General features: G+C 71.6%; 13 protein-coding genes. 8 read left to right on the top strand and 5 right to left on the bottom strand.

Annotated features, from left to right (window positions below; translation table 11 throughout):
• Nucleotides 1–185: 185 nt before the first annotated feature.
• On the bottom strand, nucleotides 186–449 hold the full coding sequence (locus OG867_RS20125) for a WhiB family transcriptional regulator (protein WP_018103995.1): 264 nt from the start codon (nucleotides 447–449) through the stop codon (nucleotides 186–188).
• Between the two features lie 705 nt (nucleotides 450–1,154).
• On the opposite strand from OG867_RS20125, the gene OG867_RS20120 reads away from it, so the two are divergent.
• Genes OG867_RS20120 through OG867_RS20110 form a run of 3 tightly spaced genes read left to right on the top strand, consistent with a single transcriptional unit; the run spans nucleotide 1,155 to nucleotide 3,998 of the window.
• On the top strand, nucleotides 1,155–1,688 hold the full coding sequence (locus tag OG867_RS20120) for a cysteine dioxygenase (RefSeq protein WP_406287220.1): 534 nt from the start codon (nucleotides 1,155–1,157) through the stop codon (nucleotides 1,686–1,688).
• Between the two features lie 46 nt (nucleotides 1,689–1,734).
• Nucleotides 1,735–2,691 carry a 2-phospho-L-lactate transferase gene (gene cofD / locus OG867_RS20115; protein WP_161206820.1) on the top strand — a complete coding sequence of 319 codons (957 nt, stop codon included), beginning with the start codon at nucleotides 1,735–1,737 and terminating at the stop codon, nucleotides 2,689–2,691.
• A complete protein-coding gene (locus tag OG867_RS20110) occupies nucleotides 2,688–3,998 on the top strand; it encodes a coenzyme F420-0:L-glutamate ligase (protein WP_406287217.1) in 1,311 nt (436 codons plus the stop codon). The genes cofD and OG867_RS20110 overlap by 4 nt, the downstream gene beginning before the upstream one ends.
• A gap of 121 nt (nucleotides 3,999–4,119) precedes the next feature.
• Here the strand turns inward: OG867_RS20110 and OG867_RS20105 are convergent, their stop codons facing one another.
• Together OG867_RS20105 and OG867_RS20100 are read right to left on the bottom strand one after the other, a co-directional pair.
• Nucleotides 4,120–5,103 carry a DNA-3-methyladenine glycosylase family protein gene (locus tag OG867_RS20105; protein ID WP_406287215.1) on the bottom strand — a complete coding sequence of 328 codons (984 nt, stop codon included), beginning with the start codon at nucleotides 5,101–5,103 and terminating at the stop codon, nucleotides 4,120–4,122.
• Between the two features lie 91 nt (nucleotides 5,104–5,194).
• Complete coding sequence (locus tag OG867_RS20100; protein ID WP_328900457.1) at nucleotides 5,195–6,286, bottom strand: NDP-sugar synthase; 1,092 nt, start codon at nucleotides 6,284–6,286, stop codon at nucleotides 5,195–5,197.
• Nucleotides 6,287–6,559: 273 nt separating this feature from the next.
• Between OG867_RS20100 and OG867_RS20095 the strand changes: the two genes are divergently transcribed.
• From OG867_RS20095 to OG867_RS20080, 4 genes are all read left to right on the top strand, one after another.
• Complete coding sequence (locus OG867_RS20095) at nucleotides 6,560–7,309, top strand: TIGR03089 family protein (protein ID WP_406287213.1); 750 nt, start codon at nucleotides 6,560–6,562, stop codon at nucleotides 7,307–7,309.
• Nucleotides 7,310–7,513: 204 nt separating this feature from the next.
• Nucleotides 7,514–8,872: an LCP family protein gene (locus tag OG867_RS20090; protein WP_406287211.1), complete on the top strand. Its 1,359-nt coding sequence runs from the start codon at nucleotides 7,514–7,516 to the stop codon at nucleotides 8,870–8,872.
• 223 nt (nucleotides 8,873–9,095) lie between these two features.
• The gene (locus OG867_RS20085; RefSeq protein WP_406287208.1) at nucleotides 9,096–10,838 is read left to right on the top strand and encodes an LCP family protein; all 1,743 of its coding nucleotides are present in this window, start codon (nucleotides 9,096–9,098) and stop codon (nucleotides 10,836–10,838) included.
• 256 nt (nucleotides 10,839–11,094) lie between these two features.
• On the top strand, nucleotides 11,095–12,564 hold the full coding sequence (locus OG867_RS20080) for an LCP family protein (protein ID WP_406291069.1): 1,470 nt from the start codon (nucleotides 11,095–11,097) through the stop codon (nucleotides 12,562–12,564).
• A gap of 82 nt (nucleotides 12,565–12,646) precedes the next feature.
• On the opposite strand, the gene OG867_RS20075 is transcribed toward OG867_RS20080, so the two are convergent.
• The gene (locus OG867_RS20075) at nucleotides 12,647–13,678 is read right to left on the bottom strand and encodes a glycosyltransferase family 2 protein (protein WP_406287205.1); all 1,032 of its coding nucleotides are present in this window, start codon (nucleotides 13,676–13,678) and stop codon (nucleotides 12,647–12,649) included.
• A gap of 277 nt (nucleotides 13,679–13,955) precedes the next feature.
• Here OG867_RS20075 and OG867_RS20070 point away from each other — a divergent pair, with 277 nt between their 5' ends.
• Nucleotides 13,956–15,323, top strand: a complete 1,368-nt coding sequence (locus tag OG867_RS20070) for an LCP family protein (protein ID WP_406291067.1) — start codon at nucleotides 13,956–13,958, stop codon at nucleotides 15,321–15,323.
• Nucleotides 15,324–15,391: 68 nt separating this feature from the next.
• On the opposite strand, the gene OG867_RS20065 is transcribed toward OG867_RS20070, so the two are convergent.
• On the bottom strand, nucleotides 15,392–15,940 hold the full coding sequence (locus OG867_RS20065; protein WP_406287203.1) for an acyl-CoA thioesterase: 549 nt from the start codon (nucleotides 15,938–15,940) through the stop codon (nucleotides 15,392–15,394).
• Nucleotides 15,941–16,049 lie beyond the last annotated feature (109 nt).

Raw genomic sequence — 16,049 nt, 5'->3', positions numbered from 1 at the left:
GGCGCGAGGGGGTAGCGGCCGGCGCGGATTCCGGGGGCGGCGGGGCATGACGGTGGCGCTGTGCGGATACGGCGTAGGGCCGGCGCGGGCGGGGTTCGCGGGTACGGCGACGGCCCGCCGCCTGCGGGTGCAGGCGGCGGGCCGTGATGTGTGCGTGGTGGGCCGGGCCGGGTCTGTCGGCCCGGTCAGACCGCCGCCTTCTTCAGGCGGCGCCGCTCGCGCTCGGAGAGGCCGCCCCAGATGCCGAACCGCTCGTCCTTCGAGAGGGCGTACTCCAGGCACTCGGACCGGACTTCGCAGGCGAGACAGACCTTCTTCGCCTCGCGGGTCGATCCACCCTTCTCGGGGAAGAAGGACTCGGGGTCGGTCTGGGCGCACAGCGCGCGCTCCTGCCAGCCGAGCTCTTCGTCCGCGTCCTCGACCAGCAGTTGCTGGAACAGCTCGGTCATGTGCGCCCCTCGTCTGTCTCTTGCGTCCCGTGATGCGGCCGTTACCGAATCGGCCGAACGACACGGGTGAAATTACAAGCGTGTAGCTCTGGCTGGTCAAGCCCGGATCTGCTATTGGCCCCGGTATTCACCCTGCGGCACCAACCGTATGCGTTAAGTGTTCAAATCACCAAAAACCTGACATATGCCATGGGCGCTACCGCGCTCCCGCCCGCCATGGAGACAAACCGCCGCGGACGCGGACACGTTTCGATTCGATCACTGAAGCGACCAAGATCACATTCGGGTCACGGCGCCGCGCTCGCGTTTGGCAGCGCGGTTGTTGCGCCACCTGTCCCCGCCACGAGCCGCTAAAACCTTTCTCCGGGCGGAGTAACCGGATGAGGTGAAACATTGCCGCCAAACCGGGCATTGGGTTGACACCGGGCGGCTCTCCGGTTCTCCTTGATGGCATGCCAGTGACCTCAGCGACGCACGCGACCCGCGCCCGTGGGTTCCGTAGCGCTGTCCAGGCTCGCTGTTGCTGTTCCAGCTGTCTCAGCTGTTGATGCCGCCGACGCCGTCGTAGCCCTTCCGCTCCGGCCCGGCACCGCTCGTCCCGACCCTCCCCCGCGCGGCCCCTCCGGCCACCGGCGCTCCCGGCCCCCGCGACGAGCCCCCGCACCACACGCCGCACTCGCACCCCGCCGAGGAAACACCGCTCCCATGAACAGCAGCGACAGCGACCTCCAGATCGCCGGCGACCTCCTGGAGGTCCAGCACCTCCTTCGCCCCGCGCCCGAACACCCCACCACCGTGGCGGAGTTCGTCGGCCTCGCCCGTAGCATCGCCGCCGACCGCGACCGGTGGGCGCCGCTCGTCCGGTACGACGCCACCACCCGCTGGTACCACCGCCTGCACACCGTTCCCCAAGGTCTCGGCTCCGCTCGACCAGGGGAGACCCCACTCGGCTACGAGGTCTGGCTGCTGAGCTGGGTGCCCGGGCAGGGCAGCGGGCTGCACGACCACGGGCTGTCCTCCGGCGTCCTGACCGTGCTCGACGGCGAGCTGACCGAACGTACGGACCGGGGAAAGCGGACGCTGGGCGCGGGCGCGCAGCGCGTCTTCGCGCCCGGCTACGTCCACGAGGTCGTCAACGACTCCCTGGAACCGGCCGTCAGCCTCCACGTCTACTACCCGGGCCTCACCGACATGCCGATGCACGCCGCGCAGTGCGCCCCGGTGGCGGCGACTGCCTGAACGGCCCCCCGACAAGGACCGGGCTCCGCCTGACAGACTGTTTCGCATGCGCATTGTGGTTCTGGCCGGCGGTATCGGTGGTGCTCGTTTCCTGCGGGGTCTCAAGGAGGCCGCGCCCGACGCGGACATCACGGTCATCGGCAACACCGGTGACGACATCCATCTGTTCGGGCTCAAGGTCTGCCCGGACCTCGACACCGTGATGTACACCCTCGGCGGTGGCATCAACGAGGAGCAGGGCTGGGGCCGCACGGACGAGACGTTCCGCGTCAAGGAGGAGCTCGCCGCCTACGGCGTGGGCCCCGAGTGGTTCGGGCTCGGCGACCGCGACTTCGCGACGCACATCGTCCGTACGCAGATGCTCGGCGCGGGCTATCCGCTCAGCGCCGTCACCGAGGCGCTCTGCGCCCGCTGGAAGCCGGGCGTCCGGCTGCTGCCCATGTCCGACGACCGCGTCGAGACGCATGTGGCGATCGAGGAGGACGGCGAGAGCCGGGCCGTGCACTTCCAGGAGTACTGGGTGAAGCTGCGGGCCGCCGTGCCGGCGCGGGCGATCGTGCCCGTCGGCGCGGAGCAGGCGAAGCCGGCGCCCGGGGTCCTGGAGGCCATCGCCGAGGCCGACGTCATCCTCTTCCCGCCGTCCAACCCGGTCGTCTCCGTCGGCACGATCCTCGCCGTGCCCGGCATCCGCGAGGCCATCGCCGAGGCCGGGGTGCCGGTCGTCGGCCTCTCCCCCATCGTCGGTGACGCGCCGGTGCGCGGGATGGCCGACAAGGTCCTCGCGGCGGTGGGCGTCGAATCGACCGCCGCCGCCGTCGCCGAGCACTACGGGTCCGGGCTGCTCGACGGCTGGCTGGTCGACACCGTGGACGCGGGGGCGGTCGAGCGGGTGGAGTCGGCGGGCATCCGCTGCCGGTCCGTACCGCTGATGATGACCGACGTCGCCGCCACCGCCGAGATGGCGCGTCAGGCGCTGGCGCTCGCCGGGGAGGTCCGCGCGTGAGCGCCGCCGACGCCCCCTCCTACCGGGTGTGGGCCCTTCCCGGGATGCCCGAGGTGCGACCCGGGGACGACCTCGCGAAGCTGATCGCGGCCACCGGGCCGGGGCTCGTGGACGGCGATGTCCTGCTCGTCACCTCGAAGATCGTCTCCAAGGCGGAGGGCCGGATCACCGAGGCCACCGACCGGGAAGCGGCCATAGACGCCGAGACGGTACGGGTGGTGGCGCGGCGCGGTCCGCTGCGGATCGTGGAGAACCGGCAGGGCCTGGTCATGGCCGCCGCCGGTGTCGACGCGTCGAACACCCCCGCCGGGACGGTCCTCCTGCTCCCCGAGGACCCCGACGCCTCGGCCCGGGCGATCCGGGAAGGGCTGCGGGCGGCGCTCGGCGTCGAGGTCGGCGTCCTCGTCACGGACACCTTCGGGCGGCCCTGGCGCAACGGGCTGACCGATGTCGCCATCGGTGCGGCGGGGGTGCGGGTGCTGGACGACCTGCGGGGCGGGCGGGACGCGCACGGCAACCCGTTGAACGCGACCGTGATCGCCACCGCCGACGAGCTGGCCGCCGCGGGTGACCTGGTCAAGGGCAAGACGGACGGGCTGCCCGTCGCCGTCGTGCGCGGGCTCGGGCATGTCGTGGACGCGGCGGACGAGCGGGGGGCCCGTGCGATGGTGCGGGTCGCGGCCGACGACATGTTCCGGCTGGGGACCTCGGAGGCGGTCCGGGAGGCGGTGACGCAGCGGCGCACGGTGCGCGAGTTCACGGACGAGCCGGTGGATCCGGGGGCGGTACGGCGTGCGGTCGCCGCCGCCGTGACCGCGCCGGCGCCGCACCACACGACGCCGTGGCGCTTCGTCCTGCTGGAGTCCCCCGAGTCGCGGACCCGGCTGCTCGACGCGATGCGGGACGCGTGGGTCGCGGATCTGCGGCGCGACGGCAAGAGCGAGGAGTCGATCGCCCAGCGGGTGCGGCGGGGCGAGGTGCTGCGCCGGGCGCCGTATCTGGTGGTGCCGTGCATGGTGATGGACGGTTCGCACGCGTACGGGGACGAGCGGCGGGACGGCGCGGAGCGCGAGATGTTCGTGGTCGCGGCGGGGGCGGGGATCCAGAACTTCCTGGTGGCGCTGGCCGGGGAGCGGCTGGGGTCTGCGTGGGTGTCCTCGACGATGTTCTGCCGGGAGGTGGTGCGGTCTGTATTGGGGCTGCCCGAGTCCTGGGATCCGTTGGGGGCGGTTGCGGTGGGGCACCCGGTTTCGGCCCCCGGGCCGCGGGTGGGGCGGTCCGCGGAGGACTTCGTCGTGGTGCGGTGAGCTTGACGCGGCCGCGGGGTTTCGGGGCTCTGCCCCGGGCCCCGGTCCTCCATCGCCGGACGGGCTCGAATACACCGCCAGGCGGGCTTGAACCGACGTCGGGCGCCCGGAGCGCACCGTTCTACAACCGTGCGATGTCCCTCGGCTGGAAACGCGGCGCCCTGCGCGGAGGCGTCGCGCCCGAGAGCAGGATCAGGCGGGTCGCACGGTGGCGTTGGCCCTCGTACGGGCTCAGGAGAGCGAGCATTTCCTCGTCGTCCGCGTTCCGGTTGCCTGCCAGGGCGTGGCCGACGATGCCGGGGAGGTGGAAGTCGCCGACCGTCACCGCGTCCGGGGCGCCGTTGGAGCGTTGCAGGGTCTCCGCCGCCGTCCAGGGGCCGATGCCCGGGACGGCCTGGAGGCGGGTCAGCGCGTCGGGGAGGTCCATCGCGGCCGCCTCCTCCATGCGGCGGGCCACCCGGACCGTGCGCAGGATCGTCGCCGAGCGCTTGCTGTCGACGCCCGCGCGGTGCCAGTCCCAGGACGGGATCAGCGACCAGGTGCGGGCGTCCGGCATGACGTAGAGGCCGTACTCCTGCGGGCCCGGCGCGGGCTCCCCGTACTGGCGGACCAGGAGGCGCCAGGCGCGGTACGCCTCGTCCGTCGTGACCTTCTGCTCCAGGACCGACGGGATCAGCGACTCCAGCACCAGGCCCGTGCGCAGCAGCCGCAGGCCGGGGCGGCGGTGCTGGGTCTGGGCGAGGAGGCGGTGGCGCGGGGTGAAGGCCGCCGGGTCGTCGCCCTCGCCGAGCAGCGTGGGCAGCTGGTCCAGCAGCCAGGCCGCGCCGGGCCCCCAGGCGGACGCCTCGATCCGGTCGTCGCGGGCGACGACGTGGAGCGTGCCGGGGCCCTCGGGGGTGCGGCTGGCCCGGCGGACGGAGCCGTCGGCGACCATCCGGAACGTGGGGTCGGCGGGGCCGCGGCGCAGGGGGCCGAGGACGAGCCTCAGGTCGAGCGGGCCCGGCGGGGTCCAGACACGGGTCTGCGGCGCCGGTACGGGCACGGCCGCCGCCTGGTGCGGGACGGGCGCGCGCCGGGCGTTGCGGGGAGCGAATCGTCCTGCCACGGAAGAGGTCCTCGGTCGTCGGGGCTGCCTGTCGAGGGTACGGCGATTTCCGGCCACCCGGTCCGCGTGCGGGCCGGAGCCGCCGGGTCGCTCACTCGTCCGAGGAGAACCGGACCGACGCGTCCGGGAGGTGCGCCCCGCACCAGACGCGTACGCCCTCGCGGAGCTCGTTGTCGGCGCCCACCTCCGCGCCGTCGCCGACGACCGCGCCGGCCAGCACCGTACGGCTGCCGATCCTGGCGCGTTCGCCGACCAGGGAGTCCGTGATCACCGCGCCGGGTTCCACGACCGCGCCCGCGAGGACGGTGGAGCCGTCGATCCGGGCGCCCGCGCCGATCACCGCGCCGTCGCCGATGACCGTACCGCCGGAGAGCTTGGCGTCGGGGGCGACCGAGGCGGTCGGCAGGACGAGGCGGTCGCCGCAGCGGCCCGGCACCGCCGGGGAGGGCGCGCGGCCGAGCACCAGGTCGGCGGAGCCCCTTATGAACGCCTGCGGGGTGCCGAGATCCAGCCAGTACGTGGAGTCGACCATGCCCTGGAGGTGGGCGCCGTCGGCGAGGAGGCCGGGGAAGGTCTCGCGCTCGACGGAGACGGGGCGGCCGGCCGGGATGGTGTCGATGACCGAGCGGCGGAAAATGTACGCGCCGGCGTTGATCTGGTCGGTGACGATCTCCTCGGGCGTCTGCGGCTTCTCCAGGAAGGCGGTGACGCGGCCGGTGTCGTCGGTCGGCACGAGGCCGAAGGCGCGCGGGTCCTCGACCCGGGTCAGGTGGAGGGAGACGTCGGCGCCGGAGTCGGCGTGCGAGGTGACCAGGGCCCGGATGTCGAGCCCGGTGAGGATGTCGCCGTTGAAGATGAGGACCGGTTCGTCCGGGCCCGACGCGAGGCGGTGGGCGACGTTCCGGATGGCTCCGCCGGTGCCCAGCGGTTCGCGCTCGGTGACGTACTCGATGTGCAGGCCGAGCGAGGAGCCGTCGCCGAAGTACGGCTCGAAGACCTCGGCGAGATACGAGGTGGCGAGGACGATGTGCTCGACCCCGGCGGCCCGGGCACGCGCCAGCTGGTGCGTGAGGAAGGGGACGCCCGCCGCCGGAACCATGGGCTTGGGCGTGTGCACCGTGAGCGGGCGCAGCCGGGTTCCCTTGCCGCCGACCAGGAGGATCGCTTCTTTTGCCTCTGTCACAGCACTGTCTTCGCTTCCTGCTGGGGCCGGGCGTCGTGTGGAGCGGTTGTCCCATCCCCACTGGATCAGCTCGCCCCGAGCCCAGCGGGGATGGGACAGCAGCTTCTTCGGCTGGCCAGTGTATGCAGACGGATATGGCGCGCCTTCGGACGGCGGTCCCCGGTTCTTTGTGGAGACGCGCTCCCGGGCGTTCGGTTGCGCATCCGGCGGGCCGGTGTACGGGGCTGTCGCGGGGGCCGCCGCCCGCCGGCCCGGCCGCGTACGCTTCCGCCCATGAACGCCAGCGACCGCACCCCCGCCGACCTGCTGCGTTCCGCGCTCGCCGCGGACCCGGCCCGCCCTCTGGTCACCTTCTACGACGACGCCACCGGGGAGCGCGTCGAGCTGTCGGCGGCCACCTTCGCCAACTGGGTGGCCAAGACCGCCAACCTGCTCCAGGGCGATCTGGCGGCCGAGCCCGGCGACCGGCTCGCGCTGCTGCTCCCCGCGCACTGGCAGTCCGCGGTCTGGCTGCTGGCCTGCGCCTCGGTCGGCGTGGTCGCCGAGGTGCGGGGCGACCCGGCCGCCGCCGACCTGGTCGTCTCCGGCCCGGACACGCTGGACGCGGCGCGGGCCTGCCGGGGCGAGCGGATCGCCCTGGCGCTGCGCCCGTTGGGCGGGCGGTTCCCGCAGGCGCCCGAGGGCTTCGCGGACTACGCGGTGGAGGTGCCGGGGCAGGGCGACCGCTTCGCGCCGTTCGCCCCGGTGGACCCGGACGCGCCGGCGCTGACGGTGGGCGGGGCCTCGTTCACGGCGGCGGAGCTGGTGGCGCGGGGCCGCGAGGACGGTGCGGCGCTGGGCCTGGGCGCCGGTTCACGGCTGCTGACGGGGCGTACGTACGACACCTGGGACGGGCTCGCCGCCGGGCTGTACGCGCCGCTGGCGACCGGGGGCTCCGTGGTCCTGTGCCGCCACCTCGACCGGCTGGGCGCGGAGGCGCTGGCGCAGCGGGTGGAGAGCGAGCGGGTCACGCTGACGGTGTGACCGTGCCCGGGACCGGTATGAAAAGAGGCGCGAGGGGGGCACCCGTCCGGCCCATCGTGGGCCGAGTCCCCCGTGTCGGCGCTCAACTCCGGTACATGATCTGCCGTACAGACCAGCCGAGGCACAACCAAGCGTGAGGTTCAGCCGTCTACTTCTGCGACCGGCGGCCCAGCGCGCCGCCGAACGTGAAGGATGGACGCAGACGTGACCGAAAGCGCCGGCACTCCGGGCGATCCCGACGACTCGGCCGCGGGCGAGGACCGGACTCCGGACGCACCGCCGCCCGGCGAAGAGGGCGGATCCGGCGAGGAGGGCACGCCCGAAGCGGCGGCCGCCCCCGGCGGTGAGACCCGCAGCGGGTCCGGCAGCGGTCCCGGGCCCGCCCCGGAGGAACCACCGGAGGGCGGGGACGGGGGCGCGGGCCTGGACATCACCGTCAAGCGCAAGCGCCACTGGCTGCGCTGGACCGCGCTCGGCCTCTCGTTCGTCGTGCTCGTCGCGGCGGGCGTCGGCTGGTGGCTGTACAAGAAGCTGGACGACAACATCCGGACGGACACCTCGGCGGCGGCCGAGCTGAAGACGTACGAGAAGGAGCGGCCGGTCTCCGTCGTGCACGACGCGGAGAACATCCTGCTGATCGGCTCGGACAGCCGGGCCGGCGACAACCGCGAGTACGGCCGCGACGACGGCGGCAGCCAGCGCTCGGACACGACGATCCTGCTGCACCTGGCGGCGAACCGGAAGAGCGCGACCGCGATGTCGATCCCGCGCGACCTGATGGTGAACATCCCGGCCTGCCACAAGGCCGACAAGACCGCCACCAAGGCGCAGTTCGCGCAGTTCAACTGGGCCTTCGAGATGGGCGGGACCGCCTGCACCATCCGGACCGTCGAGAAGATGACGGGCATCCGCGTCGACCACCACATGGTCATCGACTTCAACGGCTTCAAGGACATGGTCGACGCGGTGCACGGGGTGGAGATCTGCCTCAAGGAGCCGGTCGACGACAAGGACGCCCATCTCAAGCTCGACGCGGGCCGCCACAAGCTCAACGGGGAGCAGGCGCTCGGCTACGTACGGGCCAGGAAGTCGCTCGGCAACGGGAGCGACACCGACCGCATGGACCGCCAGCAGCAGTTCCTGGGGGCGCTCGTGAACAAGGTGCAGAGCAACGGCGTCCTGCTCAACCCGACGCGGCTCTACCCGGTGCTCGACGCGGCCACCAAGGCGCTGACCACCGACCCGGGCCTGAACAGCCTGAAGGACCTCTACGACCTGGTGCGGGGCATGCGTGACGTCCCCACCGAGAAGGTGCAGTTCCTGACGGTGCCCCGGCAGCCGTATCACCTCGACAGGAACCGGGACGAACTGGTGCAGCCCGACGCGGACAAGCTCTTCAAGCAGCTCCGCGACGACAAGCCGGTCGCCGTGGTGCCCGCCGACAAGCTCAAGGGCGACGACAAGAGCGGCGACAGGAATCCGGACTCGGCCGACGCCTCGGGGCCGTCGCCCACACCCACGTATTCGGGGAACAATGCCGCGACCGACCTGTGCAAGCAGTAAAGCAATGGCCAAACAGACACCAACATTCCGCGCACAATGGGAAGAATGCCCGGTTGTAAGGGCCGTGGAATGTGTCACGCGCGTCGCTGGACGCCGAATGAGACGGATAGTGTGACGCGATCCGGTGCTACCGGCCGTCCGGCCGCGCACTTCCGGAGAGAAAGACTGAGCGCCTTTTCGGGGGAGGCGCCTCGCGTGGCACCGACGGAGGACTCGAGCAACCGTGGATGCGCAAAGCCGTGGGCGGGCTGAAGACATGGATCCCGCAGACCAGTGGGTTCTCAACCCGGACACCGGCGATTACGAACTGCGACTGAACCACTCCGGAGGGAATTCCCCCCGGCCCTCGGTCCCCCAGGCCCGGCGCGGGCCGTCCGGCACCCCTCGCCGCGCGCCCGCCGACGACTCCCCGCGACGCGCCACCGAGGTGCCGCGCCAGGGCGGGCGGCGGTCGGCGAACGGTCCGCGCGGCCAGGAGCGGCCCGCACCCGGCGACGCCGGCCCGGGCCGTCGCAAGCGCAAGGCCCCCAAGTCGCGCAAGAAGAAGGCGCTGCTGTGGACGGGCGGCGTGATGGCGTTCGCGCTCGTGGGTGTCTCGGCCGGCGGCTACTGGCTCTACCAGCGCCTCAACGGCAACATCAACACCGTGGACATCGGCGACGCCGGTAACAAGGACGTCGTCACGGCCAACGCCCCGATCAACATATTGATCATCGGTACGGACAAACGCACCGGTAAGGGCAACGAGGGCTACGGCGACAAGGGCAGCGTCGGCCACGCGGACACGAACATCCTGTTCCACGTCTCCGAGGACCGCACCAACGCCACGGCGATGAGCATCCCGCGCGACCTCATCACCGACATCCCGGAGTGCACGTCCAGGCAGGAGGACGGCTCCGACAAGACCATCCCGGGCACGGACCACGTCCGGTTCAACCGGAGTCTCGGCGAGTCCGGCCGCGACCCGGGCTGCACGATGGGCACGGTCGAGAAGCTGACCGGGGTGAAGATCGACCACTTCATGATGGTCGACTTCAACGCGGTGAAGACCCTGTCGACGGCGGTCGGCGGCGTCAACGTCTGCCTCGACCACGCCATCAACGACTCCAAGTCCCACCTCAACCTGCCCGCGGGCCCGAACAAGGTCCAGGGCGAGAACGCGCTGGCGTTCGTACGGACGCGGCACGCCTACGCCAACGGAAGCGACCTCGACCGGATCAAGGGCCAGCAGCAGTTCATCGGGTCGATGATCAAGCAGGCCAAGTCGGACGACACGCTGACCAGCCCGACGAAGCTGTTCAAGGTGGCGGACGCGGCGACCAAGGCGCTGACCGTCGACAAGGCCATCGGCGACGTGAAGAAGCTCAGCACGCTCGCCAAGGAGATCACCAAGACGGACACGAAGAACATCACGTTCGTCACCATGCCGGTGATCGACAACCCCGACGAGCCCAAGCCCGTCACGGTCGTCCCGCACCCGACGCAGGCGGAGCAGCTGTTCTCGATGCTGCGCGACGACACCTCGCTGACCGAGGTGGCCGCGCAGAAGAAGAAGGCCAAGAGCAAGCAGGACGCGCTCCTCAAGGGAACCAAGGCGGCGGCGGCCGACGTCCGGGTGGATGTGTACAACGGTGGAAACGTCGCCGGCGGTGCTCAGCAGACGGTCAGCTGGCTGCAGAACACCAAGGGCGTCCTGAAGTCCACCAACAAGGCCAACGCGCCCGAGAAGATCGCCAAGACGACGCTGGAGTACGCCCCGAACCAGGCGGACCAGGCCCGCGCCCTCGCCGAGATGATGGGCCTGCCCGGCTCCGCGATGAAGCCGGGCACCACCGACGCCGAGGGGCTTCAGGCGATGGTGCTGACGCTGGGCAAGGACTTCCAGGCGGCCGGTACGCCCATCACGGCGCCGAAGAAGATCGACATCCCGAAGTCCAGCGCCGAATCCGCGGGGTGCTCCAAGTGACACCGCGTCACCGCACCATACGAGTCTGAGCAGCAGGGGGGTCCTGGTGGGACGGAGCAGCACGCCTGGGGAGGGGACGCGGTCGCGGACGCACTCCCGTCGGCAGGGCGGGGACGAGGGTGTCGGCGAGCGCCCCGGTGACGCCGGGCCGGGTGACGCCGGCGGTGGCCGAGCGAGCCACCGGCGCGGCAGGTCACGTAAACGGGCTGCCAAGAAGTCCCGGAAACGCCGGGTGTTCAAGTGGATAGCGATATCCATGGCGGTGCTCGTCCTGGGCGCCGCCTCCGCCGGATACCTCTACTACCAGCACCTCAACAACAACATCCGCAGCAGCGCCCGCAGCGGCGGCGAGAGCGGTGTGAAGAAGGCCGCGCCGAACGCCGAGGGCGACAGCCCGCTCAACATCCTGCTGATCGGCTCGGACAGCCGGAACAGCGCGGAGAACGTGAAGCTCGGCGGCAGCAAGGACACGGCCGGGGACAAGCCCCGGGCCGACGTCCAGATGCTGTTGCACATCTCGGCGGACCGGAAGAACTCCTCGCTGGTCAGCATCCCGCGCGACACGATCCTCCACATCCCGGAGTGCACGGACTCCGAGACGGGTCAGAAGTACCCCGCGACGGACAGCAGTCCGATCAACGAGTCCCTCCAGCGCGGGGGTCCCGGCTGCACGCTGACCACCTGGGAGAAGCTCACCGGCGTCTACATCGACCACTGGATCATGCTCGACTTCGCGGGTGTGGTGGCCATGGCGGACGCGATCGGCGGTGTCGAGGTGTGTGTGAAGACGGGTGTGTGGGACAAGCCCACCCGCCTCGTGCGCGGCGGCTCCGGCCTCAAACTGCCGGCGGGGACGAACACGGTGCAGGGCAAGCAGGCACTTCAGTGGCTGCGTACCCGGCACGCCTTCGGCAATGACCAGAACCGTGCCAAGGCGCAGCACATGTACATGAACTCCATGCTGCGCACGCTGAAGAAGCAGAACCTCTGGTCGGACGCGGGCCGGCTGATGGACCTCGCGGAGACGGCCACCAATGCCCTCCAGGTCTCCGACGAGATCCGTTCGGTCAAGAAGCTCTACGACCTGTCGATGCAGCTCAAGAGCGTGCCGATCGACCGCATCACCATGACGACGATGCCGACGGCCGAGTGGTCCCAGGACCGGAACAAGCTCGTTCCCATCGAGAAGTCCGCGGAAACCCTGTGGCGTCTGGTCCGTGAGGACGTCGCGTTCGACAAGAACGGCAAGGAGAAGAAGCCCTCGGCCTCCTCGACCCCCTCCGGGCCTCCCGCGGCGGAGCCGGCGACCCTCGGGGTCTCGGTGGTGAACGGCACGGGTGTCGGCCAGGCGGCCAAGGACGGGCGGGCCACCGAGGTCGCCGACCTCCTGCACGGCAAGGGTTTCGCCGAGGCCGACACCTCGAAGGACCTGGACCCGAGCAAGGACACGGCGGTGCGGTACCCGCAGGAGGACGGGGCCCAGGGCAAGGCGGACGCGCAGTCCGTCGCCAAGGCCCTGGGCCTGCCGACGACAGCGGTCAAGGCGGACCCGAAGGCCGGCGGGCTGACCGTCGTCGTCGGTGCGGACTGGCGCGACGGCACCGTGTACAAGGCCCCGAAGGTCGAGGCGGGTGACCTTCCGGAGGGTGCGGACGACATCAACGCCGCGGACAAGAGCCAGTGCATGGACATCTACTCCGTCTACCGGTGGGACGGAAAGAGCTGACGGACGGTACGCGAGAGGGGGCGCCCGGTCCGGCCGGGCGCCCCCTCTCGTCGTCTGCCTGGTCCAGACGAAGGGTCCTCGGTCAGGCCACCGGCGCGCCCGGCTCGGCGATCGCCGGACGGCGGCTCGCGATGACCTTCCTGGCCAGCGCGCGCGGGCTCGTCAGGAAGCCGTAGCCCCAGGACATGTGCATGGTCGCCAGCGCGACCGGGATCTGCGCGCGGGCCTTCAGCGACAGACCCTTGCCCGCCGGGAGGGAGCCCGCGACGATCGCCGCGGCATACCCGCCGGGGACGACCAGCGCCCACGGGGTGACCGCCGCGCCCACCACGAGGCCGGCCGCGATGGCGACGACGGCGGTCGGGGGCGCCAGGTAGCGGAGGTTGATGGAGCCGGCGTGGTAGCGGGCGACGACGTGGCGCCAGCGGCCGTAGTCCTTGTACTGCTTGGCGAGCGCCCGGACGGAGGGGCGGGGGCGGTACTGGACGCGCAGCTCGGGCGAGAACCAGATCAGGCCGCCGGACTCGCGGATGCGGAAGTTCAGCTCCCAGTCCTGGGCGCGGATGAACTCGACGTTGTACCCGTCGGCCTTCTCCAGCGCCTCCCGGCGGAAGACGCCCAGGTAGACGGTCTCGGCGGGGCCCGCCTGGCCTCCGGTGTGGAAGGCCGCGTTGCCGACGCCGATCTTCGAGGTCATGGCCGCCGCGACGGCGTCCTCCCAGGCGTTCTCGCCCTCGGCGTGCATGATCCCGCCGACGTTCTGCGCGCCCGTCTCCTCCAGGAGCCGGACGGCGGTCGCGATGTAGTTCGGCGAGAGCATGCCGTGGCCGTCGACGCGGACGACTATCGGGTGGCTCGACGCCTTGATCGCGGCGTTGAGGGCGGCGGGGGTGCGTCCCGTGGGGTTCGGCACGGTGTGGACGCGGGGGTCCTCCGCGACCAGCTCGGCGGCGATCTCGTCCGTACGGTCCGTGGACGGGCCGAGCGCGATCACGACCTCCATCTCGCCCGCGTACTCCTGCTCCAGGATGTGGCGCACGGAGTTACGGAGATGGCGCTCCTCGTTGAGCACCGGCATGATCACGGAGACGGCGGGAGGCTGCGCGGCAGACATGTGGTCCTCGGGTGGTCCTCGGGGGCGCCGGGGGCTCGTACCCCACCAGGCGGTATTCGGCCGCCACGTTACCGCGAATGGGGGACGGCGGCGCGCGCCGCCGGGTGGCCTCCCGGGATGAGGATCGTATGGGCCTACCGTGCGAACGGTTCCCCTCGCACCGCGGAGGTGTCTCCCCGTGCCCACGCCGCACCGCTCCCCCCGTCCCACCCGGCCCCGCCCCGTGCCCGTGCGGCGCCGGCGGCCGAGAAAGCAGGACGAGCGGCCGCGCTGGGGCATGCGGGTCGCGACCGGGCTCTCGGTCCTGGTGCTCGGGGCGGGCGGGATCGGGCACGCGGTCGTGACGAATCTGGAGAGCGGGATCGACCGCGTCGACCCGTTCAAGGACATGAAGAACCGGCCCGCGAGCGGGCGCGGCATGAATCTGCTGCTGGTCGGCACCGACGGCCGCGAGAAGATCAGCAAGGACGAGAAGCGGAAGTACCGGCTGGGCGGTGAGCCCTGCCACTGCACGGACACGATCATGCTGGTGCACCTGTCGGCCGACGAGGAGCGCGCCAGCGTCGTGAGCCTGCCGCGCGACAGTTACGCGGAGATCCCGGCCCATCGGGACCGTACGACCGGCGAGGAGCACGCGGCGCACCCGGTGAAGCTGAACGCGGCGTACGCGGAGGGCGGGCCGGGCCTCACCGTGAGCACCGTGGAGCACATGACCGGCGTCAAGATCGACCACTACCTGGAGGTCGACTTCACCAGCTTCATGACCACGGTCGACACCCTCGGCGGTGTGAGGATCTGCACGGCCCGCCCGCTGAAGGACTCCTACACCGGCCTGGACCTCGCGCCCGGCCCCCATACGCTCGACGGCGGCCAGGCGCTTCAGTACGTACGGTCCCGGCATATCGACGGGGCCGCCGATCTGGGCCGGATGCAGCGCCAGCAGAGGTTCATGGCCGCGCTGATCAAGCAGGCGACGAGCGGCGGGGTGCTGCTGAACCCGGTGAAGTTCCGCGAGGTCGCCTCGACCCTGCTGAAGTCCGTACGGGCCGACCGGGGCTTCGACACGGAGCAGATGCTCTCCCTCGGCCAGGCGATGCGGGGCTTCTCCCCCGCGTCGTCCGAATTCGCCTCGGTACCGATGGGCGATGTGGCGTACCAGGTCAAGGGCATCGGTTCCACGGTGAAGTGGGACCCGGTGAAGTCGAAGCAGCTGTTCACCGCGCTGCGCGAGGACAAACCCCTGACCACCGCCCGGCCCGCCGAGAAGGCCCCCGCGAAGAAGGTGGACGTCCCGCCGAAGCAGATCCGCGTCCAGGTCTACAACGGCACCGCGAAGGACGGCCTGGGCACCAAGGTCGACGCCGCGCTGCACGCCACCGGCTTCGACACGACCCGGGCCCCGCTCACCGCACCGCAGCACGACCTGAAGCACACCCTGGTCACGTTCGACCCGCGCTGGGACCGGTCCGCGAGGACCCTGGCGGCGGCGCTGCCGGGGGCGGAGCTGCGGGCGGTGCCGGGGCAGGGGGCGACGATGCGGGTGACGGCGGGCGCGGACTACGGCAAGGTCGAGCGGGTCCACGCGGAGGAGCCGGATCCGGGCAGGTTCGGGGCGGTGAAGGGGGACGAGGTGGTGTGCCCGTGAGGTGGCCGGGCAAACCCAGCCCGTCCGGCGCTTGAGGACGGAACCGGTCAGGGGTGGGCCCCGCGCCCTCAGTCCTCGATGCCGTCGGCCAGCCGCTTCTCGCGGAGCTCCCGGATCGCGCGGCGCCGCGCCAGGCGGTGCGTGCGGCGGATCTGGGCCTCCTGGTAGCGCCGCTTGTCGCGCTCGGTCTCCGGGGTCACCTGCGGTACGGCGCGGGGCCGGCCGTCCGCGTCGACCGCCGCGAACACCAGGTACGCGCTGCCGACCTGGGTCGCGGGCGTCGACTCGTTCCAGCGCTCGGCCATGACCCGGACGCCGACCTCCATGGAGGAGCGGCCGGTCCAGTTGACCTGGGCGCGTACGTGCACGAGGTCGCCGACGCGGACCGGCTCCAGGAAGACCATCTCGTCCATCGAGGCCGTGACGGCGGGGCCGCCGGAGTGCCGGCCGGCCACGGCACCCGCCGCGTCGTCCACCAGCTTCATGATCACGCCGCCGTGCACCGTCCCCAGCAGATTGGTGTCGCTGCCGGTCATGATGTGGCTGAGGGTGGTCCGGGAGGCCGCGGTGGGCTTGGGCGGAATGTCGCTCTCCGGGCGCGGAGCCTGATCTGTCATGCCGTCCACCTTATGCGGGGGCCGGAACGCCGTCGCAATGCATCAGCTTCGCAACAGCCCTGGTGCGATTTTCCTCCCACCCTGTAAGAGGGGCGGCCCCGGACTGCAC

Origin of the sequence: Streptomyces sp. NBC_00209, assembly GCF_045206345.1 — a bacterium.
In the GTDB taxonomy this organism is placed as follows: Bacteria; Actinomycetota; Actinomycetes; order Streptomycetales; family Streptomycetaceae; genus Streptomyces.
Note: the sequence above shows the minus strand (reverse complement) of the source record. Positions and strands in the feature narration are given on the sequence as shown.

Coding starts and splice junctions, on each gene's coding strand:
- OG867_RS20120 (WP_406287220.1), top strand. CDS start 1,155: ATGAACAGCAGCGACAGCGACCTCCAGATCGCCGGCGACCTCCTGGAG.
- OG867_RS20065 (WP_406287203.1), bottom strand. CDS start 15,940: ATGACAGATCAGGCTCCGCGCCCGGAGAGCGACATTCCGCCCAAGCCC.
- OG867_RS20070 (WP_406291067.1), top strand. CDS start 13,956: ATGCGGGTCGCGACCGGGCTCTCGGTCCTGGTGCTCGGGGCGGGCGGG.
- cofD (WP_161206820.1), top strand. CDS start 1,735: ATGCGCATTGTGGTTCTGGCCGGCGGTATCGGTGGTGCTCGTTTCCTG.
- OG867_RS20080 (WP_406291069.1), top strand. CDS start 11,095: ATGGCGGTGCTCGTCCTGGGCGCCGCCTCCGCCGGATACCTCTACTAC.
- OG867_RS20075 (WP_406287205.1), bottom strand. CDS start 13,678: ATGTCTGCCGCGCAGCCTCCCGCCGTCTCCGTGATCATGCCGGTGCTC.
- OG867_RS20095 (WP_406287213.1), top strand. CDS start 6,560: ATGAACGCCAGCGACCGCACCCCCGCCGACCTGCTGCGTTCCGCGCTC.
- OG867_RS20125 (WP_018103995.1), bottom strand. CDS start 449: ATGACCGAGCTGTTCCAGCAACTGCTGGTCGAGGACGCGGACGAAGAG.